The 23,365-nt window shown below is 56.0% G+C and carries 30 protein-coding genes and 1 tRNA gene; 20 read left to right on the forward strand and 11 right to left on the reverse strand.

Annotated features, from left to right (window positions below; genetic code table 11):
• Nucleotides 1-506: 506 nt before the first annotated feature.
• From Q1B27_RS24535 to Q1B27_RS20060, 7 genes are all read left to right on the forward strand, one after another.
• Complete coding sequence (locus tag Q1B27_RS24535) at nucleotides 507-926, forward strand: integrase arm-type DNA-binding domain-containing protein (RefSeq protein ID WP_367181368.1); 420 nt, start codon at nucleotides 507-509, stop codon at nucleotides 924-926.
• Between the two features lie 3 nt (nucleotides 927-929).
• A complete protein-coding gene (locus Q1B27_RS24540; protein ID WP_367181369.1) occupies nucleotides 930-1,682 on the forward strand; it encodes a tyrosine-type recombinase/integrase in 753 nt (250 codons plus the stop codon).
• Nucleotides 1,679-2,359 (forward strand): hypothetical protein, encoded by a 681-nt coding sequence (locus tag Q1B27_RS20045; RefSeq protein WP_299850371.1) that lies wholly within the window; start codon nucleotides 1,679-1,681, stop codon nucleotides 2,357-2,359. The genes Q1B27_RS24540 and Q1B27_RS20045 overlap by 4 nt, the downstream gene beginning before the upstream one ends.
• 764 nt (nucleotides 2,360-3,123) lie before the next feature.
• Complete coding sequence (locus Q1B27_RS20050; protein WP_299850373.1) at nucleotides 3,124-3,414, forward strand: hypothetical protein; 291 nt, start codon at nucleotides 3,124-3,126, stop codon at nucleotides 3,412-3,414.
• Nucleotides 3,415-3,463: 49 nt separating this feature from the next.
• Nucleotides 3,464-3,658: a hypothetical protein gene (locus Q1B27_RS20055; RefSeq protein WP_299850375.1), complete on the forward strand. Its 195-nt coding sequence runs from the start codon at nucleotides 3,464-3,466 to the stop codon at nucleotides 3,656-3,658.
• 213 nt (nucleotides 3,659-3,871) lie between these two features.
• On the forward strand, nucleotides 3,872-4,045 hold the full coding sequence (locus Q1B27_RS24545) for a helix-turn-helix transcriptional regulator (protein ID WP_367181371.1): 174 nt from the start codon (nucleotides 3,872-3,874) through the stop codon (nucleotides 4,043-4,045).
• A 133-nt stretch (nucleotides 4,046-4,178) separates the two neighbouring features.
• Nucleotides 4,179-5,420: a hypothetical protein gene (locus Q1B27_RS20060; RefSeq protein WP_299850377.1), complete on the forward strand. Its 1,242-nt coding sequence runs from the start codon at nucleotides 4,179-4,181 to the stop codon at nucleotides 5,418-5,420.
• Between the two features lie 319 nt (nucleotides 5,421-5,739).
• On the opposite strand, the gene Q1B27_RS20065 is transcribed toward Q1B27_RS20060, so the two are convergent.
• A complete protein-coding gene (locus Q1B27_RS20065) occupies nucleotides 5,740-5,991 on the reverse strand; it encodes a helix-turn-helix transcriptional regulator (RefSeq protein WP_299850379.1) in 252 nt (83 codons plus the stop codon).
• Nucleotides 5,992-6,127: 136 nt separating this feature from the next.
• Between Q1B27_RS20065 and Q1B27_RS20070 the strand changes: the two genes are divergently transcribed.
• Genes Q1B27_RS20070 through Q1B27_RS20080 form a run of 3 tightly spaced genes read left to right on the forward strand, consistent with a single transcriptional unit; the run spans nucleotide 6,128 to nucleotide 7,394 of the window.
• On the forward strand, nucleotides 6,128-6,430 hold the full coding sequence (locus Q1B27_RS20070; RefSeq protein ID WP_299850381.1) for a hypothetical protein: 303 nt from the start codon (nucleotides 6,128-6,130) through the stop codon (nucleotides 6,428-6,430).
• A 20-nt stretch (nucleotides 6,431-6,450) separates the two neighbouring features.
• Nucleotides 6,451-6,864 carry a hypothetical protein gene (locus tag Q1B27_RS20075; protein WP_299850383.1) on the forward strand — a complete coding sequence of 138 codons (414 nt, stop codon included), beginning with the start codon at nucleotides 6,451-6,453 and terminating at the stop codon, nucleotides 6,862-6,864.
• Nucleotides 6,865-6,890: 26 nt separating this feature from the next.
• Complete coding sequence (locus Q1B27_RS20080) at nucleotides 6,891-7,394, forward strand: hypothetical protein (protein ID WP_299850385.1); 504 nt, start codon at nucleotides 6,891-6,893, stop codon at nucleotides 7,392-7,394.
• Here Q1B27_RS20080 and Q1B27_RS20085 read toward each other — a convergent pair.
• From Q1B27_RS20085 to Q1B27_RS20125, 9 genes are all read right to left on the reverse strand, one after another.
• On the reverse strand, nucleotides 7,381-8,448 hold the full coding sequence (locus tag Q1B27_RS20085; RefSeq protein WP_299850387.1) for a serine/threonine-protein kinase: 1,068 nt from the start codon (nucleotides 8,446-8,448) through the stop codon (nucleotides 7,381-7,383). The two genes, Q1B27_RS20080 and Q1B27_RS20085, sit on opposite strands and share 14 nt — an antisense overlap.
• Nucleotides 8,445-9,500, reverse strand: coding sequence for a serine/threonine-protein kinase (locus Q1B27_RS20090; RefSeq protein ID WP_299850389.1), 1,056 nt, complete (start codon nucleotides 9,498-9,500; stop codon nucleotides 8,445-8,447). Before Q1B27_RS20090 ends, Q1B27_RS20085 begins: the two co-directional genes overlap by 4 nt.
• 5 nt (nucleotides 9,501-9,505) lie before the next feature.
• Nucleotides 9,506-10,621, reverse strand: coding sequence for a protein phosphatase 2C domain-containing protein (locus tag Q1B27_RS20095; protein WP_299850391.1), 1,116 nt, complete (start codon nucleotides 10,619-10,621; stop codon nucleotides 9,506-9,508).
• Between the two features lie 285 nt (nucleotides 10,622-10,906).
• Nucleotides 10,907-10,981: transfer RNA gene (locus Q1B27_RS20100), tRNA-Phe, on the reverse strand.
• 78 nt (nucleotides 10,982-11,059) lie between these two features.
• Nucleotides 11,060-11,242 carry a DNA gyrase inhibitor YacG gene (locus Q1B27_RS20105; RefSeq protein ID WP_299850393.1) on the reverse strand — a complete coding sequence of 61 codons (183 nt, stop codon included), beginning with the start codon at nucleotides 11,240-11,242 and terminating at the stop codon, nucleotides 11,060-11,062.
• A complete protein-coding gene (locus Q1B27_RS20110; RefSeq protein WP_299850395.1) occupies nucleotides 11,239-12,264 on the reverse strand; it encodes a ribonuclease E/G in 1,026 nt (341 codons plus the stop codon). The genes Q1B27_RS20105 and Q1B27_RS20110 overlap by 4 nt, the downstream gene beginning before the upstream one ends.
• The gene (locus Q1B27_RS20115) at nucleotides 12,261-12,839 is read right to left on the reverse strand and encodes a nucleoside triphosphate pyrophosphatase (RefSeq protein ID WP_299850397.1); all 579 of its coding nucleotides are present in this window, start codon (nucleotides 12,837-12,839) and stop codon (nucleotides 12,261-12,263) included. The genes Q1B27_RS20110 and Q1B27_RS20115 overlap by 4 nt, the downstream gene beginning before the upstream one ends.
• Before the next feature lie 13 nt (nucleotides 12,840-12,852).
• Nucleotides 12,853-13,071, reverse strand: a complete 219-nt coding sequence (infA, locus tag Q1B27_RS20120) for a translation initiation factor IF-1 (RefSeq protein WP_005978431.1) — start codon at nucleotides 13,069-13,071, stop codon at nucleotides 12,853-12,855.
• Nucleotides 13,072-13,154: 83 nt separating this feature from the next.
• Nucleotides 13,155-14,039, reverse strand: a complete 885-nt coding sequence (locus Q1B27_RS20125) for a carbon-nitrogen hydrolase family protein (protein WP_299850401.1) — start codon at nucleotides 14,037-14,039, stop codon at nucleotides 13,155-13,157.
• Nucleotides 14,040-14,184: 145 nt separating this feature from the next.
• On the opposite strand from Q1B27_RS20125, the gene Q1B27_RS20130 reads away from it, so the two are divergent.
• On the forward strand, nucleotides 14,185-14,451 hold the full coding sequence (locus Q1B27_RS20130) for a type II toxin-antitoxin system Phd/YefM family antitoxin (RefSeq protein ID WP_299850404.1): 267 nt from the start codon (nucleotides 14,185-14,187) through the stop codon (nucleotides 14,449-14,451).
• A gap of 247 nt (nucleotides 14,452-14,698) precedes the next feature.
• Here the strand turns inward: Q1B27_RS20130 and Q1B27_RS20135 are convergent, their stop codons facing one another.
• Nucleotides 14,699-15,703 (reverse strand): type I glyceraldehyde-3-phosphate dehydrogenase, encoded by a 1,005-nt coding sequence (locus tag Q1B27_RS20135; RefSeq protein WP_299850408.1) that lies wholly within the window; start codon nucleotides 15,701-15,703, stop codon nucleotides 14,699-14,701.
• 158 nt (nucleotides 15,704-15,861) lie between these two features.
• Here Q1B27_RS20135 and Q1B27_RS20140 point away from each other — a divergent pair, with 158 nt between their 5' ends.
• The 9 genes from Q1B27_RS20140 to Q1B27_RS20180 all read left to right on the forward strand — a co-directional run bounded on the left by Q1B27_RS20140 (nucleotide 15,862) and on the right by Q1B27_RS20180 (nucleotide 23,229).
• Entirely contained in the window at nucleotides 15,862-17,094 is a 1,233-nt protein-coding gene (locus Q1B27_RS20140) for an MFS transporter (RefSeq protein WP_299850412.1), read from the forward strand.
• Between the two features lie 15 nt (nucleotides 17,095-17,109).
• Nucleotides 17,110-17,988: a 50S ribosomal protein L11 methyltransferase gene (locus Q1B27_RS20145; RefSeq protein ID WP_299850415.1), complete on the forward strand. Its 879-nt coding sequence runs from the start codon at nucleotides 17,110-17,112 to the stop codon at nucleotides 17,986-17,988.
• A 101-nt stretch (nucleotides 17,989-18,089) separates the two neighbouring features.
• Nucleotides 18,090-18,446: a hypothetical protein gene (locus Q1B27_RS20150; RefSeq protein ID WP_299850418.1), complete on the forward strand. Its 357-nt coding sequence runs from the start codon at nucleotides 18,090-18,092 to the stop codon at nucleotides 18,444-18,446.
• Nucleotides 18,447-18,684: 238 nt separating this feature from the next.
• Nucleotides 18,685-19,635, forward strand: a complete 951-nt coding sequence (locus tag Q1B27_RS20155) for an aspartate carbamoyltransferase catalytic subunit (RefSeq protein ID WP_299850420.1) — start codon at nucleotides 18,685-18,687, stop codon at nucleotides 19,633-19,635.
• Nucleotides 19,632-20,153, forward strand: a complete 522-nt coding sequence (locus tag Q1B27_RS20160; RefSeq protein WP_299850422.1) for a hypothetical protein — start codon at nucleotides 19,632-19,634, stop codon at nucleotides 20,151-20,153. Before Q1B27_RS20155 ends, Q1B27_RS20160 begins: the two co-directional genes overlap by 4 nt.
• 8 nt (nucleotides 20,154-20,161) lie before the next feature.
• Nucleotides 20,162-21,439, forward strand: coding sequence for a dihydroorotase (gene pyrC, locus Q1B27_RS20165; protein WP_299850424.1), 1,278 nt, complete (start codon nucleotides 20,162-20,164; stop codon nucleotides 21,437-21,439).
• A complete protein-coding gene (gene plsY / locus Q1B27_RS20170; protein ID WP_299850426.1) occupies nucleotides 21,439-22,044 on the forward strand; it encodes a glycerol-3-phosphate 1-O-acyltransferase PlsY in 606 nt (201 codons plus the stop codon). The genes pyrC and plsY overlap by 1 nt, the downstream gene beginning before the upstream one ends.
• Nucleotides 22,041-22,298 carry a hypothetical protein gene (locus tag Q1B27_RS20175; RefSeq protein WP_299850428.1) on the forward strand — a complete coding sequence of 86 codons (258 nt, stop codon included), beginning with the start codon at nucleotides 22,041-22,043 and terminating at the stop codon, nucleotides 22,296-22,298. The genes plsY and Q1B27_RS20175 overlap by 4 nt, the downstream gene beginning before the upstream one ends.
• A 175-nt stretch (nucleotides 22,299-22,473) precedes the next feature.
• Complete coding sequence (locus tag Q1B27_RS20180) at nucleotides 22,474-23,229, forward strand: SDR family oxidoreductase (protein ID WP_299850430.1); 756 nt, start codon at nucleotides 22,474-22,476, stop codon at nucleotides 23,227-23,229.
• Nucleotides 23,230-23,365: the final 136 nt, after the last annotated feature.

Consider the following 23,365-nt stretch of genomic DNA (forward strand, 5'->3'; position numbering starts at 1 on the left):
AATGCTTGGATACCAAAAACAGCGCTTGGCAGAAGGGGACACAACTTCCGTTTTGTCCGCAATTCCGACGAATTTAGTGTTTCGTTCACCTTTCACTGAAGTTTTATCCGCGCGCTTTCGAGGTTTGGTAGGTTTTTCCATTTGTTAAGCGTTTTGCTCTTGAAATCCGTTAAAGGCGCCGTGGATATTCTCGAGCAGACACAGCTAATGTGTCCTCAGATGTGCCCTAGTTCGGGAGCATTCGGTCGAACCGAAAAAGACCCTCTCGGACAACCAGAAGCGCCAAACACATTGTTAAAGGGGACCTGGTGGATGTAGTCACTCTTTCTCGGATATTAAAGTGGTGCCCGGGGGCGGCGGGGAACTGAACAATCTCCATGTTTCTGGGCGTCTCATCACTGCCAAATTTTCGCCTTACTTGTTTCCTTTCAGTCACTTATCCGTATCCTGATACTTCAGTTTACTTCTGACAGTCTCACCACGAAGGGTGGACAGAAAGGTGTGGGATGGGAGCGCTTCACCGGCTCAAGGCGAAACAAGTAGAGCACGCCGAACCGGGCATGCACTGCGATGGTGGGGGGCTTTGGCTCCGACAGCGTCAGGACGGCGGCCAGTGGATACTTAGGTTTTCTTTGTATGGAAATAGACATGAGATGGGCTTGGGGTCAAAATCGACCGTATCGCTGGCCGAGGCACGGCAAGAGGCCGACAAGTGGCGCAGCGTGGTCCGCCAGAACAAGAACCCTATCAAAGAGCGGGACAAGCTCAGACGCGAAGCGGCCCGTTCGGATACGACCTTTAGCGCCATCGCACGCGCTGCCTTCGAGGCCAAGAAGGCGGAACTCAAAGGAGATGGCACCGCTGGAAGGTGGATGTCTCCGCTTGAACACCACGTGTTTCCGAGGCTCGGGAAAATCCCGGTGTAAGAGTTGGACCAACACGATATCAAATCCGCTCTTGCCCCGATTTGGCATAAAAAGGCGGAAACCGCTCGCAAAGCGATGAACCGGATCGGATTGGTCCTCAAACATGCCGCCGCGCTAGACTTAGATGTAGACCTTCAAACGACGGTCAAAGCGAAAGCTTTGCTCGGCAAGCAGCGTCACACAGTGAAACATATTCCGGCTATGCCATGGCAGGAGGTTCCGAATTTCTATTCCAGCCTTGATGCTGGTTCAGTGACGCACCTAGCCTTGCGATTGTTAATTCTTACAACCGTTCGGACATTCGCAATCCGTCATTGTCATCTTGATGAGCTATCCGGCGATACATGGGAAATCCCTGCCGATAAGATGAAGTCGGGAGTGGCATTCCGCGTACCACTTTCCGAAGAAGCCCAATCTGTACTCGAAGAAGCCAAGAAATTCTCAAGAGATGGGTTCCTGTTTCCCAGCGTTCGAAAAGGCGTCATCTCAGATGCAACGATGGCACGTTTGATGGAACGGCGGGAGATGGAAGCGAGGCCGCATGGGTTCCGGTCCAGTTTCCGGGATTGGTGCGCAGAAGCGACCGATACACCAAGAGAGGTCGCCGAATACACCCTTGCGCACTCTGTCGGGAACAAAGTTAAGCGAGCATATCGGCGAACTGACTATTTTGAAGCACGCAGGTCTTTGCTTGAACGGTGGGCTGGACATGTCACTGGCCGTGGTTCCGATATCGTCAGATTGGTTGCCCAATGAAAAAGGTCACGCACGAAGCCGAGACGGTTGCCCAAGATGCAATGGGCAAAAAGAATGTGATCAAAATCAGCATCCCGCTTGTCACGCCGGAAACTGATGAAGATGTTATAACTGCATTTGCCAACGTCCAGAGTGGCATTGCCCAAGCGTTTGAAGACGCTGAGAGGTTGCGTGATCCAGAATTTCCTAGGAATGTTCGAGATGCTTTCCACAGAGCGACCGATGCTGCGGACAGCGATGCGGCTCCATTAACGATGCCCTATGAAATGTACGTCGTTTCGCAAGGTCTTGAGCAAGCCTTGGACATCTTGGAAACGGTGCCGGACGATCTGAAATACGAGATGGAAGAAGCGGTAAACGCCGCGTTCACAGCGGGCAGCAACTACCGAAACGCAATTTCACGAGAACGCCATTTAGATGATCTTGAACGTGAATTGTCCCAATCCAAAGCGAGAGAACGGGGCCGGGCCGAAAATCGACGGAACAGTCTAGCAGAAAATCAAGACCTGTTTGAGTACATGCATCCGCTTGTTCAAAACCCTGAGAATAAAGTTCTCACAATCGCGCGTTGGGCGGTCAAAAAAGGTTATGGGTCGCAAACTGGTGATCTTGAAAAAGACGCCAAAGCGAACCGTTCCCGGTACAACAGGTGGGTTTCGGGTGATAAGGAACGCTAAGCGCCAAATTGTACGGTCTTCTTTAGGGTACAGACTGGATCAGAACTATGATGTTCGAGACCACACAGTTGCACTTGGCAGCGCACCTTTCAGCAGGCCAACGATGTATTTCCAAATCCGCAAAGGCCAATTTCTGCGTCACATTAAAATAGGGCGTAGGTCATATTGGTGACCGGAGCGGTGTCCAACTACGAATTGACATAATTACTCAAAATATGTGCGCACGTTATGCGCATATTTTGCACTTAAGTGCGCACACCGTTGACAATTCCATATTCGACAATTACATTCGACCTGCCGCAAGAAACGCGGCGCTAACCAAGAAAGGAGCAATCATGACGTACAGCATATTGATCTATAGCCCCCGACACTTGGGGCATCATGCCTACAACGTACTGGTCTCTGCATTCCGCCTGATCGCCACGCTCGTCTTCGGAGGTTTTCCCGATGGCCGAGGCGAAAGAAGGAACGATGGACCTGCGCGGTTTGATTGCCCCGATGCCGTGACCTGTGGATCGCTGCATCCGAAGCATCGCCTCGAAAAAAGGCGAGGCAATTTCGGTTTCTTGGCTGGAAGTAGCTGAGGCCCGACGCTGTTCGCATGACTTGCGGATAGCACACCTGCACTAGAGGTTTGCTAGAATTAGCACACCTTGTCCTGCGGCGAATGACCAAGTGTAACTTTGGGTCGTTGAGCTGCCTCTAGTGTCAGAACAGCAGGATTAGGTGAGTTCGACGGCTCCTTGCCTTAGAAGGTAATGAGCATGACAAAGAGAGTTATCGTGGGTGAGCCGTTCGATGGCACAACCACCGACGTAGAAGATAACAATGCTGCACAAAAAGCAGCGGAGGTTGAGGTGCATGAAAGCCGTGCGCGCACAAATATCGCATATGGCACGAGCGCTGTTGGCGTGGCCTGTATGGCGGTGGCGGGAACGGTTGGGATTTACGACGGATCGTTCGATGAACTGTCCAATGTCTGGGTCGCGTTTGGCCCAATCTCAGGAGCTATTGTAGGGTATTACTTTGGCGGTAAGTCAACAAAATCAAAATGAGGACCGAAGCAAATCTGTGCTTCGGAAACCCAAGCGTTTGAACGTAAATATGTCCGACAAGGATTGGGCACGCCTGAAGGTAGTGATGGAACTGTTGGAAACCGACAATACGACAGATACAGTGAAGGACGCACTTCGCCTATTGGAGTATTTTGTAAAGACGGTCGAAGCAGGCGGAAAATTTTACAAAAAAATGCCCGACGAAGAACAAAGTCTAATTGAAATTTTTGGTATCTCAACATGATGCCGACGAAACTCTGAGCAAAAAGCTCGTGATCAAAACCACTTTCACTGCCACGCATTTGAGATAGATTTCTGTAGATCGTGATCGATTTACTAGCCGTCAGCATCCATTTATCCATTTCGTCAACTAAACTGTACGGCCTTCTCGAGCGTACAGAGTGACCCAGAGTAAGACTGATTCATCAAGAAACAAACAGACTGGATCAGACCAATGATGTTCGAGACAACCCAAGAAGTGCTGGACCGCGTGCCATTCAGTAGCCCAACGATGTACCGCCTCATCCAACAGGGCCAGTTTCCGCGTCCCATCAAAATAGGACGCAGGTCATACTGGCGACCGGAAGAAGTGAATGCTGCGCTTCAGGCATTTGCCGACGCGCGAAAGTAAGTTCTTTCAACACCCACCTTTCAGTCGGTGCTGGTAGATGCCTGTGCCATGTGCAACTGGTTGCAATTTTCGGATTGCGCGTGCGTTTTTATGCGCCCGCCGAGCCGTGGGCAGCCTATCGGAGACAAAGCCCATGCCTACAATGAAAACGCCATATCGGGTGATTAACCCGCCTGAGTACGTATCTAAGTATCTCGAGAAAGCCCGGAAGATCAGAAACCAAAACTGGAGCGCACTGTTCGACGCGTTCCAAGCTGGCGACCAGCGGAAAGTCCGCAAACTCAGAGACGCGTACTTCAAGAACGATGCCCACAAAGCCGCCTATTTATTTCAGGCTGGCGTTCGCTGGCCCAACGTCTCATCTTGGGAAACCGAAGTGGCAGGATTTGACCCCCTGCACCCAATGCAACACGTCGTGGACTGGTGGCGGCAACCTAAAATTGGTGATGGCTTCCGGTATGTTTGCGATCTTTCTGCGCATCTGAAAGCTGCACATATGATGGCCGCTGACGTCGTTCGTGCCCAGATGAACGTCCCTTGCTTCATCTACAATGTCAAACGATCACATCGCTTCGCAGATGGCACAGGACGGGGCGCACTTGTTCAAAGGCTGCTGGCGCAGCTTCGCGCAGGCTTCGTACACTACAGAATTTATGACGCACGGGATTGCTTCAACAGCATCAGTCCCGGCGCATTGATACCACCCAATTTACCACTACCATGGAGGATATATGAAAACACACTGAACCTAGAAAACCTGAGTTTCCGGCACGACACGGTACGTGAACGGAGACATTTCGCCGATATTACCTTCTATAGGGATATTGTTAATGCAGAGGGAGCAAGCGGGCCGGATGGTCTTATGCAAGGGTCCCCTAGTTCGAACGTCATACTCGCGTATTTGCTGCAACACGCACCACAGCCTGATCCTCAGGATGGCTGCATTCTCCTCTATGGGGACGACCTGATTGCGCTTTCACGCACACCGACGATTGCGAGTAGGGTAGACCGGGCAGTTACTCAATTCTTTGAGCAACCCACTCTTGGCCCGCTCCAGCTGCACAGACGCGCCTCCGGTCACCTCGGCAGTTTCGAATACCTAGGGTACGAATTCATTTACTCCGAAGTTGAGGATGACTGGCAGGTAAACCTGTCTTCGAGAAACTGGAACAACCTTGTGCGCATACGAAATGGGGAGGCGTTAAAGCACTGGCCTATGCATGGCCCATGGGTCGACCGCCAAATCGCACATCGGATCGCAAAATCCTTGGAAGGTCACAATGCTTTGACTGATCCAGTAGCTATCCTAGAGACGATTGTTTTGGGTGGATGGGATATTCTGGAAATTGCGTCAGCAGCAAGTGGGCGAATTTAGAATGGACAGTTGCCAAAATTGCGGGTGCTTTGGCGGGAGGAGCTATGGCTGTGATGTTTGATGATGTCACTTTGTGTCACTTTCTATGGAAACACCGTAGCTAGGTTGTAGTGATTGATGATGATCCATTGTGATCCCTTCTGTCGGAAAACTGGAACTGAGCTACAACGACCAGTGATTGCCCTTTGTTGCCCCTTCTATCGAAAAACCAGCATCCAGTTGCAACGGGTTGCAAGGGGCAATGGTTATCCATCGTTATCCCTCTCCCCCGAAAACTGCCGCTGAGTTGCAACCAGTTGCAGGAACCCTTTCGGAAATGTCACTTGTCGCGGGTCATCTTCTCGAATGTTTTTTCAAGATGCGGAAACGGGTTCCAGCCGATGCTGTCGGCGACTTGCAGAAATTCTATCATGTCCAATCGCCGCTCATGGCCTTCAAACTTGGCGACATATGACTGCGGCTTATCAAGTGCAAGCGCAACTTGCTGCTGAGTAATTCCCGCCTCGCGGCGTGCGGTTCTCAAGGCTTCGATAAGCTCTCTATACCGTTCATCATAAATGCTTTTTGACACGCGCACATTCCGTTTGACCCAATCTGATCAAGTCGGTATGCAAAGGTGAGTGATATCCCAAAACGGGATATTATATCCGCCGACGGTTGACGATCAGCCGAGGCGAAACGGAATAATATGAGAGGTTAGAAGCGTTTTGAAACAGCAGTTTTTGTATGCATCCGCTGCAATTCTGGGATTGGCGTCGGGACCGGCAGCAGCACAGACGATACAGGGCGCATATGTTGGGTGCGTCACCGAGACCGCGTTAGATGAATTTGTGGCGGCTGCGGCGGCAAACGATTTGCAGCAAATCCAAGCGCTGAACGGGACCCTGTGCATCTCAATCGAAGGCCTTCAGTTCTCTGTCGTGGATCGCGGTTGGAGCAAAAGCCAAGTGCGTGTCTATGGGAACGGCCAGTCCGCACTTCTTTGGACCGTCTCCAAGGCAGTGAAATAGAAACTGTGAAAGCATTTCCCATGAACTTATTCGCCGCCACTCCCGGTGTTCTCAAGCGCTTTGCTATTTTGGCTGCCGTCGCGGTGTTTCCGTTCGGCGCAATGGCCGACGTTAGATCGGACGCCGCGCAAGCACTTGAGATGTGGCAACCAACATCCATTAAGTATTCAAACGGCACATTGACGGTCGTCTTGCCCCAGCAACGAATTACAGAAGACATCTACACAGCAGCGCTTTCCAACGGGCTGTGCCTTGGAACGCTCTACGGCAAAGATTTTTCAGCGGTCAAAGAATTTGTCGTGCTGAACCGGCACGGCGCTCAGGGCTACGTGTACGAGCGCGGGGGGACCGACTGCGAGGCCATCCTTGACGAAGACCAACGCCGGTTCAAAGACCTACGCATACACATACTCGGTGCCACGCACTGGTATTGATAGCGTTCGTTCTCTTGAAATCCGAGATGGATGCCAAAGCGCTTCTGAAAATCGTGAAGGGCTTGAACCCAGATGTGCCGCTTCACAAACAGCTTGAACGTGATCTCAAGATTGGTCCGGGCTATGGGCGTGCTTGGTATCGGTCTCAGAAAGAGCATTGGGTCAGGTGGCTGTCGGAATATGACACCCCCGGCCCCTATGGCCGCCGCCCTCGTGCCCGCACGCCTGCGGAGACCGTCTACAACCGCCTCATGTGCCCGCCGATGGTGTTTTGGCTGGCAGAGGCGGTGGGCGTGCAAGAGACACCTCTGCAAGAAGCGCGCTTCGCCGCGATCTCCACTACGAAACACCAAGCATCTCAAGCGGGAGTTATAAGATCGAGGTTGCCTTGGGGCCTAGTATTTCGATGCATATTGGACGGCAATTTCGAAATGTCGGATGCCACCACCGTTTTCGAAAGACAAAAACCGGCTGCTTCTACTTCACCAACGGCGTGTACAATATTGAAGGAAGAGCTCACTTTAACTTGAGAACGGGTAGCGCCCGTGGAGCCTGACCGCCATCGTAACATGAAAATACAACGCTCTCGTTGACCTTAGGCAATTGGCCAAAAACGCTGTCTTTGTGAAAGAAGACGTCGTCTCCAGCGGTGCGAATAAAGCCCCAAGCGTTGTGTATGTAGTTTTTGATAGTGCCTACTCTTCGATCCGAGACTGTGTAACAAAGCGCGTCACACATCTCTACAAGTTGGTCGGCTGTAGGTCGACTTGTGGCATCCAACTGCAGGCAACGACTAGCAATCTCGATAATCTCTTCTGCGAGAGGCCTAAATTGCGACTTTGATGTAACGAATTTTGGGGTACTAATCGGAGTGTTCTTGGTAATGTTGCCGACGGCTCGAAGGCCAGAGCCATAAGGATAGTCACCATACAATATGTGTAAAACAATCGCTCCGACTGACCAAACGTCCGCTGGAAGACCAACGGTGTCAGGCGCATCAATTGCCTCCGGAGCCATATAGGGAATTGCCCCAAGAGCGGTTGCCGAAGCCGAGAGCGAGGCGTCGCCGCCTTCAACGGCCTCGTCCATTTCAGCTTCGGCCATCTTAGCGATGCCAAAATCTGTTACTTTTAATTCTGTTACATTGTACTCACCAACGATCATAATATTGGTCGGCTTCAGATCACGGTGCACAACACCATTATGATGAGCTGCGGCCACGCCCTTCGCCAAGTGACGAAAGATTTTTGCTACTAGGTAGGGGTCAATGTAGTCGGTTCTTGTGAGAAGAGCCGCCTTCAAATCTTTACCCGCAATCAACTCCTCTATTAAAAAGGTTGACCCGTCTTCTTCAACATAATCAAGGGTCTTGGCTACATTGGGGTGATTTACTTTTGCAGCAACAATTGCGCTGCGCCTAAACCTCTTCTCTGCAGACGGGTTCTTCGGGGTTTTAAGCGCCACGACCCTGTCAGTGACAGTATCTTTTGCAACATACACAAACTGCATACCACCTTCGTCGAGGTAATTCTGAACAACATATCGGCCACCAATAGTCTGGCCTGAACTTAGAGGTCCGGTCATGCGATGATCTCCGGATTGGATAGATCAAATGTTACGTATGCTCTCTGCGTTGCTCTTCTTTCAGGCCCGCCCAGTGTTAAAACACACGCGCCGGGAAGAGCGTCGCCAACCGCCACTGCTGCATTGTTTACGAATACGTCGCCAGCAACATTTGTAACTTTAAAAAGCAACCCATCATATTCGATTTTAACGCCCGCGATGCTCCCAAAGGTTAGGCTTACAGATGTATTGTCTTTGTCCAAATAGGACGGCTTACCGTTGAGTACCACGAGGGCTCGATGTCGGTTGAATAGAAGGTGTTTCTCGATGGTTTGACAAACAGCACTCATTTTGGGCCGATTACTCGGTAAATGTGCCATGCAAGCAAAAAGAGTATCGGCAACGTCTGTCGGTATGGTGAATGGCAAACTCAGAAAGGGATTGCTAGCGAAGGCGCTCGGTGGTTCTGCGCTCAATTCAGCGCATAGAGATTGTGTGCCGAAATACAAGGCGGTTGCGCCGAATGCGAAGATATCAATGCTTTGCGTAAACTGAGTACCGGCAACATATTGTTCTGGAGCGGAAAAACCAACTGTTCCGACAAATCCCACTGTCGCAGCTGCAGGACCATCCTCTCGAGCCAACCCGAAATCGAAAATTTTGAGAATACCCTCTTGATCGACCTTCATGTTGTTGGGCTTGATGTCCCTGTGTATCAAACCGGCAGCATGAATGTCTGATATACCGGATGCGATTTGCCACAGAATGAAGAGAAAATCGTCGGCTGAAGAAGGGGCAATGTCGGTTGAAAACAAATCCTTTCCATCAACGAACTCTTGTACAATTCCAACACTGGTATTGTCTACGCAAACATCAAATACTTGAACCACATGTTTTGAGCGGATCGTATACAGAGCTTGCAGTTCATCATTCAGTCGGCGTGTTTTGAAGCGCCTTGGCATAACCTTCAAAGCCACTGGACGTTCAAGAATACGATCATGGCATTTAAATACAGTTGCCATTCCACCATCCATTGCGTCGCCGTCAATGGCGTATCGCTCAGGCAAATCCATTCAAATTACTCTTTCTTTGAAAATTCGATATCAAGTTGAGGAGTGTCCTTGCTTTCCGCCTTCTTTGCACGGCTTTTCCTCGGTTTTTTAGGAGTGGTTTTTCGCTTCAATGGCAATAGCTCGGGTTCGTCATCCTCAATTAATTGTGGCTCAATCTCATCGGTGGCGCTCTGGTCATTGGACGGGATTTGATCGGAGTTTTGTACCCCGCTGCCAATACCATTATTAGGATTTGGCATAGAATTAAGCTGCAATTGTATGTCCAACTCACCAAATGCATCCCAAATCTGAATGCCATCGCCGATTACTCGGCGATCTGACGGGTAAAACGGGAAACCAAGACAGGCAAGCGTCGCATTGTCGGGGCCGCCGCACCATTTGGCAACGTCGACTAAACGCTTGGCTGTGGCACCAGCATCAGGGGCATTCTCAATTATTTTCTTGAACCAATTGGAGCCGTATTCAAGGTAATGAACCCCATCTGTAGTCAGAATTAGTTTACCCTCTAAAACCTCCCTCACTTCCCCAAGATGAGGTTCAAAGTCTTTCCCCATTCCAACGAACTGAAGAATTTTCGAATGTTCTGCTGGGACCGCCCCGCTCTTATTTAATTGTCCTGCAATAGTATCGTCTGTCGTCAACAGCTTAAGCGAGTTTTTTGCATGTAGATAGATGCGGCTATCTCCCGCACTCACCCAAAACGGTGGCATTCCAGAAGAGAACAATACGGCCACTAATGTCGAGCCACCCCTCCCAACGTAATCGCGATACACAGCTTCATTGGCAGAAGTCGCAGCCCGTGTCATGCGTGCCGACGGTGAGATGGATTTCAATTGGGATAGTTCGCAAATCGCGGATGTGAAAGACGCGATAGCGAGGGCGGCGCAAGCTGCACCATCCTTCATTCCCCCGATACCATCAGCAACTACAGCAACAGCGTAGTCTCGTGCTTGGGCGTCGACACCTTTAAAGACAATAGCCTTGTCTTGGTTGTCACTACGAACGTTTCCGATCTCGCTCGCGATTGCCCCCTTTAGTGACGCAACTTTGCGAACACCAGACGAACCAGTCTCACGTTGCAACCAATTGTATAGTTTTCTCTGAATGAAGCTGTTTTCCATGCAAACCAGTCTTTTGGTAGTCCGTGACCTACCGTTTCCTCTTTCGGTAAACATAATGCCCGTTGCGGATCGGAAGCAATCGCAGAGTTTGGCTGAAGAACCATTCCTTGGAAAAGAAAAGTAGTTGAGGAAGCGTGGGGTGTTTAAGTTAACAAAAAATGCACAGCAAGAAGATGTTCCCCCCGTAAATGATGACAGCACAGATTGACGGGTGGACTGTGGGGTGGATGCATATCCGTTATTGTGACTGAAGCACTTGATAATATATAAAAAAATTTAATTTAGTGGTGCCCGGGGGCGGAATCGAACCACCGACACGAGGATTTTCAATCCACTGCTCTACCCCTGAGCTACCCGGGCACGGGGAACGCGACGGCGTTCAGGTGCAGGCGTTCTAGGCGAGGTCGGGCAGGGTGTCCAGAGGGATTGGCAACTTTTTCAGTGTGGTTTCGAAGACTGATGGATTACCTGTTCAAATGCCTCTTCGACGTCCTCGGGTTCCTCTGATGGCACGGCGTAATCACCCTTGAGCCATTTGCCCAGATCCAAATCGGCGCAGCGTTTGGAACAAAAAGGACGATAGATCGGGTCCGGTGCTTTTTCGCAAATCGGGCAGCTCATATCGGGACCTCATTCAAGCCGACACGGTCACGCTTGCGCTGCACCTCAAAATGACCAAGCGGTGTCCATCCGACAAGGGCGCTTTCAACTGGATCGAGCCGAAAGGCGGCGCGCAGGGTGTTTTCAAACTGGCGACGGTCTTTCTTGTTCATCGGCGCAAGGTCGAGGGTGATCTGGCCACCGATCCCACGCAGGCGTAATTGACGGGGGAGCTCTTTTGCGGCGGCCAGATTAGCCTTCATGCCGGCTGCTGGGGAAGTGTCAGCACCGGTGTTTACATCGACCGCGGTCAAGGCACGGGTCGGTTCGATAAACATGAAGGCACCGCCGGATAGGGGGGCTTTGGCCTGACGCAATGCGTCGATCTGATCCAGAATGCCGTGATCGGCCAAAGCGCCGGGGTCACTGACGACGGTTGCGGGACTGGTCCATTCACGCCAGGCAATCGTATGAGGTGTGTCACCATCGATCAGTTTTTCGATTTCCTGGGCCATGCTGTCGTCAATGATGGCAGTGGCCAGATCGAGCATCTGATTGATATCTTGCGCAATTTCATCAGCATCGGCTTCTGCGCAGGAGGAGCGCAGGATCAGGCCCATCGCGCTGCCTTCCATCTCTGCATGGGCAATCTCCAGCAGGGAATCGCGGATATCGTCATCCTTGATCGCGCGCGAAATATTAATCCCGGGCGCGGAAGGGGTGATGATCGCGTAGCGGCTTTTAAAGAGCAGTTTTTGCGTGACGGGCACGGCTTTGCTCGGTTCGGCATAGCCGGTAACCTGCACCAGCAGCGTGTCGCCGGGGGCCACGCCTTTGACCTGGCGAAGAAATCCCATACCATCGGGGGTGTTCATGAACATGCCACCTTGGCCTTTGATGGGCCGACCAGCGGTGGCGCGATAGATTGTTCCGGGCGTTGGCGCATCCGTTTCGAAGATCAGGTCGTCCAGACGGCCATCGACCATCAGGGCCGCAACCTCGATCTCGTTCACATGGCCCAGTGCTATGAGGCGACCCTTCATGATACATCCTTTTGAAATGGATAGCCCGCCGCGCGGAGCAACCCCGTCGTTTCGGTCAGTGGAAGGCCGACGACAGCGGTAAAAGATCCTTGAATCCAAGGGATTAGCGCACCTGCAGGACCCTGAATGCCGTAAGCACCAGCCTTGCCTTGCCAGTCCTTCGAGGCAAGATACGTGTTGAGCTCTTCATCGCTCAGTCGTTTCATTTTGACCGTTGTGACGACATCCTTTTCCCAGATGTCGGTGCCGCGACGGACAGCGACGGCAGTGATGACCTTGTGTCGACGTCCGGACATGGCAAGCAAAAACTCGGCCGCCTGACCGGCGCTTTCAGGCTTTCCGAGAATGCGGCGGCCCAATGCGACGGTGGTGTCCGCCGAGAGGACGATCTCGTCCGAGGCGGCCTGAATCGCGCGCGCCTTTTCCCGTGCCATGCGGATGCAATAGGGCCGTGGCAGTTCCGATTTTAGAGGGGTTTCATCGATGTCGGGTGGGCGAATATCATCCGCCACAATACCCAGTTGCGCCAGCAGTTCCCGCCGTCTTGGACTGCCCGATCCGAGGATCAAACGCATTTATATCAATCGCTTACTTGAAGCGATAGTTGATCCGACCTTTGGTCAGATCATAAGGCGTCATCTCTACCTGCACCTTGTCGCCTGCCAGAACCCGGATACGGTTCTTGCGCATTTTGCCTGCCGTGTGCGCAATGATCTCATGGCCGTTCTCAAGCTCGACCCGGAATGTCGCGTTCGGCAGGAGTTCCTTGACGACGCCGGGGAATTCGAGCGTATCTTCCTTGGCCATGGTCTCTCCTACATTAACTTTTCCGCCTCAGGGCGGAGCGCGCCCTTAAATGGGCCTGTTTGAAGTGATTTTCAAGGGGATAATCACCGGAGGGGTTCAGATGTGACATGGCTATCGCGGCCTGACTGTTCCACCCAGTGGGTGCGGCCCAGAACCCAACCATCGGCGCGGACATGGGCAATCGCTTCGAGATCGACATCGGCATATGTCCAGCCGGGTTTGTTCAAGGTGCCTTCGGCCAGAATGCCAGTGTCGGGAAAGCCCGCATCGGGAGGGCTGAAAACGCCACCCATGCCGGTGTTCATATCGGCAACTTCGTTCCACGGCGCGGGCCCTACCAACGAGGCCATGACCGACACGCATTGGTTTTCCAGTGCCCGGGCCATCGCGCCGATACGAACCCGCCAATAACCGGAAAGCGCCTCGGTACAGGAGGGGGCAAGGATAAGGTCTGCATCGGATAAAGCCCGGCCCAGCAAGGGAAATTCGCTGTCATAGCAGGTCAGGATAGCGATCTTGCCCAGGCTGGTCTCGAAAAGACGCAAAGGTCCACCAGAGGCCATCCGCATCGGGTCTCGCTCGTAGCGTGTCATGATCTGCTTGTCTTGATAGCCGCGCCCGCCGGAGGGCGAAAAAAGATGAGCACGGTTGACCGGACGATCGCCGATCGAAGGGTCGAAAACCGGCGCAGAGCCCGACAGGATATGAAGCCCGTGTTTCACCGCCAGGTCAGCATGCAGATCATTGGCATCGGCCATCCGGTCCGAGACGGCATGCAGCGACGCTTCGAGGTCGCCCGCCACGTCAGCCCCGGCCAGCATCGCCAGTTCCATCGCGGCATATTCGGGAAAGACCAGCAGCCTGGCACCGTTTTGGCCCGCATCGGACACCCAGTCGGTGATTTTCGCGGCGTAGTCGGCCCAGTTCGTTAACGGATCGAGCGGGTAAGCGGCGGTGGCAATTTTCATATGCTGGTCCCGAGTGAAAAAGTTGCAACTGTGTAAACTGTGCACGCGGATTGTGTAAACTCCACCTCTTTGCGGACGGTGCCCACAGGGTTCGTTAAAGACTGGCCGGCAGATTGACGGCATCAACGCTATCTGGAGGCTCAGTATGTATGACGAAATTGGCGCCCGGGAGTTTCGCTGCGATCTGCGCCGGATTCTGGATGCCATGCGTCCTGGTGGTCGCAGAGTGATGATCCTGCGCAATGGCGTGCCGGTTGCAGGTCTGGTACCGTCGGAGGAACTGCTGGCACTGGAAAAGGCATCTGGCAGCCGGATGGAATATCATGAGCAGATGCAGCAGACGAAACTCAGGGAAATTCGCTGGCTCAAAGAGGGCCTGGACGGTCTGCCCTATGGTACCGCGTCGGAATAGGGACGGGCGTGCTGTTCCCTAGCGGCGTTCGCTGCCGCTCACCCATTTGAGTATTGCATTCAGGCCATGCAGGCCGCGGGGTTCCACCCCAGACCCCGGAGTATTTCTGCCAAGGTGAAGTCTGATCCGGATCCGCACCGTTGCAAAGCCATGCTGCCGGAATTTGCCATGTGACACATCGGCCACGGGCGGCCCGAGGAGGAGGCCGGAGGCGGACGACGAGAGATCGTGTGCGCGTGAAACGCGCTCAATCTGATAACAGCGCCCGGTTGCCGATCAGGCGGGCCATGTCGAGCATGCGCCGGGAAAAGCCCCATTCATTGTCGTACCAGCCGAAGACCCGCAACAGCCCGCCGGTGGAAACGGATGTCTCGCGGCCCGACAGCACGATGGATTCGGGCCGGGCGCGCAGGTCGGACGATACCAGCGGCAGATCGGTCCAGCCGAAGACCGGCGAGTGGCTGGCGGCCTCCTGCAGCAGCGCGTTTACCTGTGCCTCGCTCACCTTGTTGCGGGTCTGCACGGTCAGGTCGATGGCCGACACGCTGGCAGTGGGTACGCGGATGGCGCGGGCCTCGATCCGGCCCTTGAGGTGGGGCAGGACCAACCCGGTCTGATGCTGCGCCGAGGTGGTCGTGGGCACCATCGACAGCGCCGCCGCGCGCGAGCGTTCCGGCGCGTCGCGGGGTTTGTCGATCGTGGGCTGGGAGCCGGTATAGCAATGTACCGTCGTCATCTGGCCGCTGATGATGCCGTAAGCGTCGTCCAGCAGCTTGGCCAGCGGGGCCAGCGCGTTGGTGGTGCAGGACGCGTTCGAGATGATGCTGTGATCGCCAAGCTCGTGTTCATTCGCGCCCAGGACCAGGGTCACGTCCGCCTCGGACGAGGGCCCCGAGACCAGTACCGCCCCGGCGCCCGCCGCCAGCCCGCGTTCGGCCACGGCGCGGGTGCCGCCCATGCCGGTGCATTCCAGCACCAGGTCGACCCCCGACAGATCCAGCGTGCTGATGTCAGCGGTGTTCAGAAACGGGATCGTGCGGCCATTCACCGTCAGCGATTTTTCATCGGTCGTGACCGTGCCCGGGAAGGGGCCGAAGACGCTGTCATACTGGAAAAGATAGGCGCAGGTCTCGAGGCTTTCGATCTCGTTGATCAGCACCAGTTCGAAATCCTGGCCGTTTTGCAACAGGATGCGCAGGATGGTACGTCCGATGCGGCCGAAGCCGTTCAGGGCGATCTTGATCTTGGGCATGGGGCACCTCGGGTCATGACTGACCCAATCGCTAGCGCAATGGGCGGGCAGGGGCCAGAGGGGCCATACAATGTTGCGGGCAAGTCGATACAATGCTGTGAGCTGACGCACAGAACCAGCCCTCGCCATTGCACGGCGATGGGCGTAAAGGACGGGGTATGACCAAGACCGTTCCCTTGTCGCAAGCCCAAAGCCTGCCGTTCTGGCAGCGCCCGATCACGCTGCTGTTTCTGATGGCGGCGGCGATGCCGATCGCCTTTTCGACCTGGTCGGCGCTGCTCAATAACTTCGTGATCGAAGTGGCGGATTTCGACGGCTCGGACATCGGCTGGCTGCATACGGTGCGCGAAATCCCCGGCTTTTTGGCGGTGGGCGTCATCGCCGTGATCATTTTCGTACGCGAGCAGGTTCTGGGTCTGGTGTCGCTGATCCTGTTGGGGGCGGCAACGGCGGTCACCGCATGGTTCCCGTCTTTGGGTGGCATTCTGACCATCACGATGCTGAGTTCCATCGGCTTTCACTATTACGAGACGGTCAACCAGTCGCTGCAACTGCAATGGCTGGAAAAAGACCGCGCGCCGCAGATGCTGGGCTGGCTGGTGGCGGCGGGGTCGGGGGCGACGCTGGTGGCTTACCTGCTGATCGTGATGACCTGGGAGGCGCTGGGCCTGACCTATAACACCGTCTATCTGTTGGCGGGCGGTCTTACCGTGATGATCGCGGCATTCGCGCTTTTCGCCTATCCGCAATTCGAGGCGCCCAATCCGCAGATCAAGCGGATGATCCTGCGCCGCCGCTACTGGCTTTATTATGCGTTGCAGTTCATGGCGGGTGCCCGGCGGCAGATCTTCATCGTTTTCGCGGGCTTCATGATGGTCGAAAAGTTTGGCTTTGAAGTGCATGAGGTCACCTCGCTTTTCCTGATCAACCTTGTGGCCAACATGATCTGCGCGCCGTTGGTCGGAAGGGCGGTGTTCAGGTTTGGCGAGCGTAACGCGCTGATCTTTGAATATGTCGGGCTGGTGATCGTGTTCCTGGCCTATGGCGGGATCTACTTTTTCGGCTGGGGCGTGCTGCTGGCGGCGTTTCTTTATGTGGTCGATCACCTGCTGTTTGCGATGGCGTTGGCGCTGAAGACCTATTTTCAAAAGATCGCCGATCCGGGCGATATCGCGCCCACTGCGGCGGTGGCCTTTACCATCAACCATATCGCGGCGGTGTTCCTGCCTGCAGGGCTGGGCTATCTCTGGCTGATATCGCCCGCGGCGGTGTTCATGCTGGCGGCGGGGATGGCGTTCACCTCGCTGATGCTGGCGCTCTTGATCCCGCGCCACCCCGAGAAGGGCAACGAGACGGTGTTTTCGCGTTTTGCCCCGTCGCCTGCCGAATAATCCGAGGTTTCCCCGATGCCGACATTCACCGCGCTGACCACCCTGACCGGAAAAGACGCCGCCGAGGCGCTGGCTGAGGCATTGGAGGCGTTGAGCCCGGAACCCACCGGTGTGGGGGTCTTCGAGATGGAGGACGGATCGGGCCTGTGGGAAGTGGGCGGCTATTTTGACGCGCCCCCGGACGAGGCCGGGCTGGCCCTGCTGGCGACGCTGCACGGGGCGCGGCCCTTTGCGGTGTCAGAACTGCCCGAGACCGACTGGGTGTCCAAGGTGCGCCGCGAGCTGGTGCCGGTCGAGGCGGGGCGGTTTTTCGTCTATGGCAGCCACGATGCGGACAAGGTGCCCGAGGGGTGCGAGCCGCTGCTGATCGAGGCGGCGATGGCCTTTGGCACCGGTCATCACGGCACCACGCTGGGGTGCCTGCGGGCGCTGGACCGGCTGATCAGCGACGGGTTCGAGGCGCAATCGGTGCTGGACCTGGGCTGTGGCACGGCGGTGCTGGCGATGGCGGCAGCACGGATCTGGGACGGCACCGTGGTGGCCAGCGATATTGACGCGGTTGCGGTGGATGTGGCGGCGGCCAATGTCACCGCCAACGGGTTGGAGGGCAGGGTGCTTTGCCTGGAGGCCGAAGGGCTGGATCACCCCAAGCTGGTCGAATCAGGCCCCTATGACCTGATCTTTGCCAATATCCTCAAAGGGCCCCTGATCGCGCTGGCGGATGACATTACCAGCAGTTTGCGTGCCGGCGGAAAGGTGATTCTGTCCGGCATTTTAAATGAGCAGGCCGATGAGGTGATCGGGGTTTATACACAGGCTGGAAACAGTCTGGTGGCCCGCGACGAGATTGGTGACTGGACGACGACAACGCTTGCTAAAATTGTCGAAAAATAAGTTTTAAATCAGGCGTTTCGGGGCAGTTGCCCTTTTTTTGCCACATTTCAAACGTAGTTTTTACTTGATCGCGGTGGGGGCCAAGATCGCAGGAAACTGCCATGAATAAGACTATGACAAATTCTTTTGACGGGTTTGAATCCCGCCTGAAAAAAATCGATCTGAAACGCGCTAAGATGGCGCAGGGCTATAAGGGCTCGGTCAACAAGGATGGCCTGATCGTCTTTCGTCCGACGCGCCGCCAGCGCGGTATTCCGCTGCGCGCCGTGGTCATGCTGATTGTGGGCTTTTTCGTCTTCAAGGGCATGGTGATGGCGCATACCGGATCTGCCATCTATGCCGAGCGTATTGCCGCCCTGCAAAGCGGGACTTTGGTCGAGCAGGCGGGTGCATTTGCCATGCAATCCGACCCGATCACCGTGGGCATCGCGCAGCAGCTACGCCCGTTCCTACAATAAATCCCAAAGTCGCCGCGTGTTTGTCCACTGTCCCGGATGAGCGCGCGGTGCATTTTGGGACCCTTCTCTCGGTGCTCTCCAAAATAGAATGAGTTTTTGGGTTACATAAAAACCCCGCGCTTGGTTCGGCGCGGGGTTTTTGCTTTGCTGCTCCTGAAAAACCGAACGGGCAACGGCGCGCTTGCCCCGGCCCCGCACGGTCATTATAAGCGAGCAGATTTCAGGACCGGAGCGGCGGATGAGCTTTTCACAATCCCACCTTCTGGGGATCGAACCCCTCAGCCCTTCCGACATTACCGCTATTCTTGATCTGGCCGATCAATATGTCGATCTGAACCGCCGTGAGGTGAAACATTCGGACGCTTTGGCGGGCCTGACCCAGATCAACATGTTCTTCGAAAACTCCACCCGGACGCAGGCCAGTTTCGAACTGGCGGGCAAACGGCTGGGCGCTGACGTGATGTCGATGGCGATGCAGGCCAGTTCGATCAAAAAGGGCGAGACGCTGATCGACACGGCGCTGACACTGAACGCGATGCATCCCGATCTGCTTGTGGTGCGGCACCCGCATTCCGGCGCGGTCGACCTGCTGGCACAGAAGGTGAAATGCGCGGTGCTGAACGCCGGAGACGGGCGGCATGAGCACCCCACCCAGGCGCTGCTGGATGCGCTGACCATCCGCCGCGCCAAGGGGCGACTGCACCGGTTGAGCATCGCGATTTGCGGCGACATCGCCCATTCGCGTGTGGCCCGGTCAAACATCCTGCTGCTGGGCAAGATGGAAAACCGCGTGCGCCTTGTTGGTCCGCCGACGTTGATGCCCAGCCAGATCAGTGAATTCGGCGTCGAGGTGTTCGAGGATATGCGCGAAGGGCTGCGCGACGTCGACGTGGTGATGATGCTGAGGCTGCAACGCGAACGCATGGATGGTGGTTTCATCCCGTCGGAACGCGAATATTACCACCGCTACGGGCTGGATGCGGACAAGCTGAGCCATGCCAAGCCCGATGCCATCGTCATGCATCCCGGCCCGATGAACCGGGGTGTCGAGATCGACGGCGAGATCGCCGATGACATCAATCGCAGCGTCATTCAGGAACAGGTCGAAATGGGGGTTGCGGTGCGCATGGCCGCGATGGATCTGCTGGCCCGCAACCTGCGCGCGCGACCAAAGGAAGTTCTGGCATGAGCACCAAGATCGAGATCAAGGCAGGCGAAACCGGGACCGTGCGCGTTTTTGCGACCGACCTGACCAAGGATCAGATTGACGGCTTTGATGCGGCGGCGGCACTGGGGGCTGAAAGCCTGGCACCCGATCAGGTCGAACTGTTCGATGTGGCCGACCTGAGCGGTCTTGGCCTGACCGCCTATCTGGAAGAGGGGCATGGCATCCCGCCCGCGCAGCTTGCCGATATGGCGGCGCGACTTGACGGTCTGAAAGATGTTGTCCTGGTGCTGCCCTCGCGCGCCCTTGGCGGCGTGGCGCAAACCCTGAGACCACGCGCGCCCCTGCGTCTGATCGGCACGTTTTTCGAGGATACCCAACCGATCAGCTTTGAGAAACTACCCTCGGAAGCGGCGAAGGGGCAGGTAAATACCGAGGCCAAGGCACCGCCTTCCAACGCGGCCATGTCCGGCCGCGTGGCGATGGTGGCCTTGCTGGTTCTGGCACTGCTGGTGGCGGTAATGATCTGGATTGCAGGATAAGTTTGCTTATGAAGACGCTCTTTACCAATGCCCGCCTGATCGACCCGGAGAACGGGACCGATCGGCCCGGCGCGCTTCTTGTCGAAAATGGCACGATCAAAGAGCTGGTCTATGGCGGCAATCCCGACCTTGGGGTCGCGGCCGTGGATTGCGGTGGCAAATGTCTGGCACCGGGGATTGTCGATATCGGCGTCAAGGTGTGCGAACCCGGCGAGCGTCACAAGGAAAGCTATAAATCCGCCGGGATGGCGGCGGCGGCGGGCGGGATCACCACGATGATCACCCGCCCCGACACGCTGCCCGCGACCGACAGTCCCGAAACGCTGGAATTCGTCGCCCGCCGCGCCAATGAGGCGGCCCCGGTGAACGTGCTGCCCATGGCGGCGCTGACCAAGGGCCGCGCGGGCCGCGAGATGACCGAAATCGGCTTTCTGATGGATGCGGGCGCTGTTGCGTTCACCGATTGCGACCATGTGATCACCGACACCAAGGTGTTCAGCCGGGCGCTGACCTATGCGCGTTCCCTGGGGGCGCTGGTCATTGCCCATCCGCAAGAGCCGGGGCTGAGCGCCGGGGCGGCGGCGACCAGCGGCAAGTTCGCCTCGCTCCGTGGGTTGCCGGCGGTGTCGCCGATGGCCGAGCGCATGGGGCTGGACCGCGATATCGCCCTGCTGGAGATGACCGGGGCGCGCTATCACGCCGACCAGATCACCACCGGCCGCGCCTTGCCCGCGCTGGAACGCGCCAAGCGAAACGGGCTGGACATCACCGCGGGCACGTCGATCCATCACCTGACACTGAACGAGCTGGACGTCGCTGATTATCGCACCTTCTTCAAGGTCAAGCCGCCGCTGCGGTCCGAGGACGACCGGCAGGCGGTGATCGCGGCGGTGCGCGAGGGGCTGATTGACACGATCAGCTCGATGCACACGCCGCAGGACGAGGAAAGCAAACGCCTGCCCTTCGAGGAGGCCGCCAGCGGGGCAGTCGCGCTGGAAACGCTGCTGCCTGCGGCGCTGCGGCTCTATCATTCCGGTGATCTGGACCTGCCCACGCTCTTCCGGGCGATGGCGCTGAATCCGGCAAAACGGCTGGGGCTTTACTCGGGGCGTCTGGCGGCGGGGGCGCCTGCGGATCTGGTGTTGTTCGATGCGGATGCGCCTTTCGTGCTGGACCGCTGGAAGCTGAATTCGAAATCCAAGAACACACCGTTTGACGGCGCGCGCCTGCAAGGTAAGGTCAGGGCAACCTATGTCGCTGGCACCTGTGTATTCGAGGCCCCCTGATGCCCCCGATTGAAAGCTCCCTGCTTGTTCTGATCCTCTGGGCCGTGATCGGCTATGGTCTTGGGTCGGTGGCGTTCGGCATGGTCACCGCCAAGGTGATGGGGCTGGGCAACCTGCGCGAGATCGGATCGGGCAATATCGGTGCCACCAACGTGCTGCGCACTGGCAACAAGAAGGCCGCAGCGCTGACGGTGCTGCTGGATGGCGGCAAGGGTGCGGTTGCCGTGCTGCTGGCACGGCTGATCTCGGGCGAGGATGCGGCGCAGATCGCCGGGCTGATGGCGTTTATCGGTCATTGCTTTCCGATCTGGCTGGGGTTCCGGGGTGGCAAGGGGGTGGCCACGTTCCTGGGCATCCTGCTGGCGCTGATCTGGCCGGTGGGCGTGGCATGCTGCCTGACTTGGCTGGTCACGGCGCTGTTGTCGCGCATTTCCTCGATGGCGGCGATCACGGCGGCGTCGTCCTCAACCCTGTGGATGCTGGTTCTGGGGGATGGCCGGAGCCTCCTGTTGGGATTGGCGCTGACGCTTCTGGTGCTGCTGCGGCACGCATCGAACATCCAGCGCCTGCGCGCCGGCACCGAGCCAAAAATCGGTCAGAAGTGACGGAGGCGTTCCTGACCGCCTTTGACGCGCTGCCGCTGGGTAGTTTTACCGGAGAGTTCAATGGGCGGCGCTATGTGGTGACGCGGCAGGATTTTTCCGGCGGACAAAGCCAGAAACTGGTGGCCGAAGAGTTGGGCGGAAATGACTATATCAGCCTCAACCTCTATCGGCTTGCATCCGGCGCTCGCCTGAAACCCTGCGAAATGCCCGCGCGCAAAGTCGTGGATTTCGTCCTGAATTTGCGACCGCATTGAACGTGTTCCTGCAACGGCTGGACGGCGGCCAGGTGATAGATTCCGATTGAGGGCGTTCAGCCGACCCGGTTCTTGCGCTTTCAGCCTGGCGGGTTCGACAATCGCAAGAAACGGGTCGCCCCAAACCCATCTCATTCCTTAGTCCCTGGGCATGCAATTAGTGAAAGGCATGGCCATGGAACTCAAAGACAAGACTATCATCATCACCGGGGCGAGCAGTGGTATCGGCGCGGCGGCAGCGCTTCTGTTTGCCTCGGAAGGCGCAAATGTCGTGTTGGGCGCGCGCCGCGAAATCCAGCTGAACACGCTCGTCAGGCAGATTACGCAAAGCAATGGGCATGCGGTTTGCCTTGCGGGAGATGTGACCGACGAAGCCTATGCTAGGGATCTGGTTGATCTGGCGGAGCAGCAATTCGGTGGCCTTGACGGCGCATTCAACAATGCGGGCAAGATGGGTGATGTGGGCCCCATTCCAGAAATGGAGACAGGCAATTGGCAGTCCGTTCTTGCGACAAACCTCACCAGTGCATTCTTCGCCGCCAAGGCGCAGCTTCCTGCAATGGAGAAACGCGGCGGTGGGTCGATGGTATTTACAGGAACGTTTGTTGGTTTCAGCAATGGTGGCATGCCCGGCATGGGCGCCTATGCCGCATCGAAGGCAGGATTGATCGGGCTGGTACAATCCTTGGCATCCGATCACGCGGCACAGGATATCCGCATCAACGCTATTTTGCCGGGCGGTACCAAGACAGACATGGCTGGCGACGATCCAGAAACGCACGACCTGATCGCCGGATTGCACCCCCTGAAACGCATGGCCGACCCCAGGGAGATTGCGCAATCGGCCTTGTTTCTATTGTCAGACCGGGCAAGCTTTGTGACGGGGTCGCCGGTAGCGGTTGATGGGGGTATCGCGACACGTTTGCTTTGAATGCCTGCCGCTGGTGGTGATGGGGCTGACAGCGCTTTTTGTCCCTATCGCCACCACTTCATATTTTCCGAGCGTTTGAGGTGTTGGATTCGCCTTCGGTATGGATGATTTTGTCTTCCATCATTTGCCTTTTGGT

It is taken from the genome of uncultured Roseovarius sp. (genome assembly GCF_947489715.1).
Classification (GTDB): Bacteria; Pseudomonadota; Alphaproteobacteria; order Rhodobacterales; family Rhodobacteraceae; genus Roseovarius.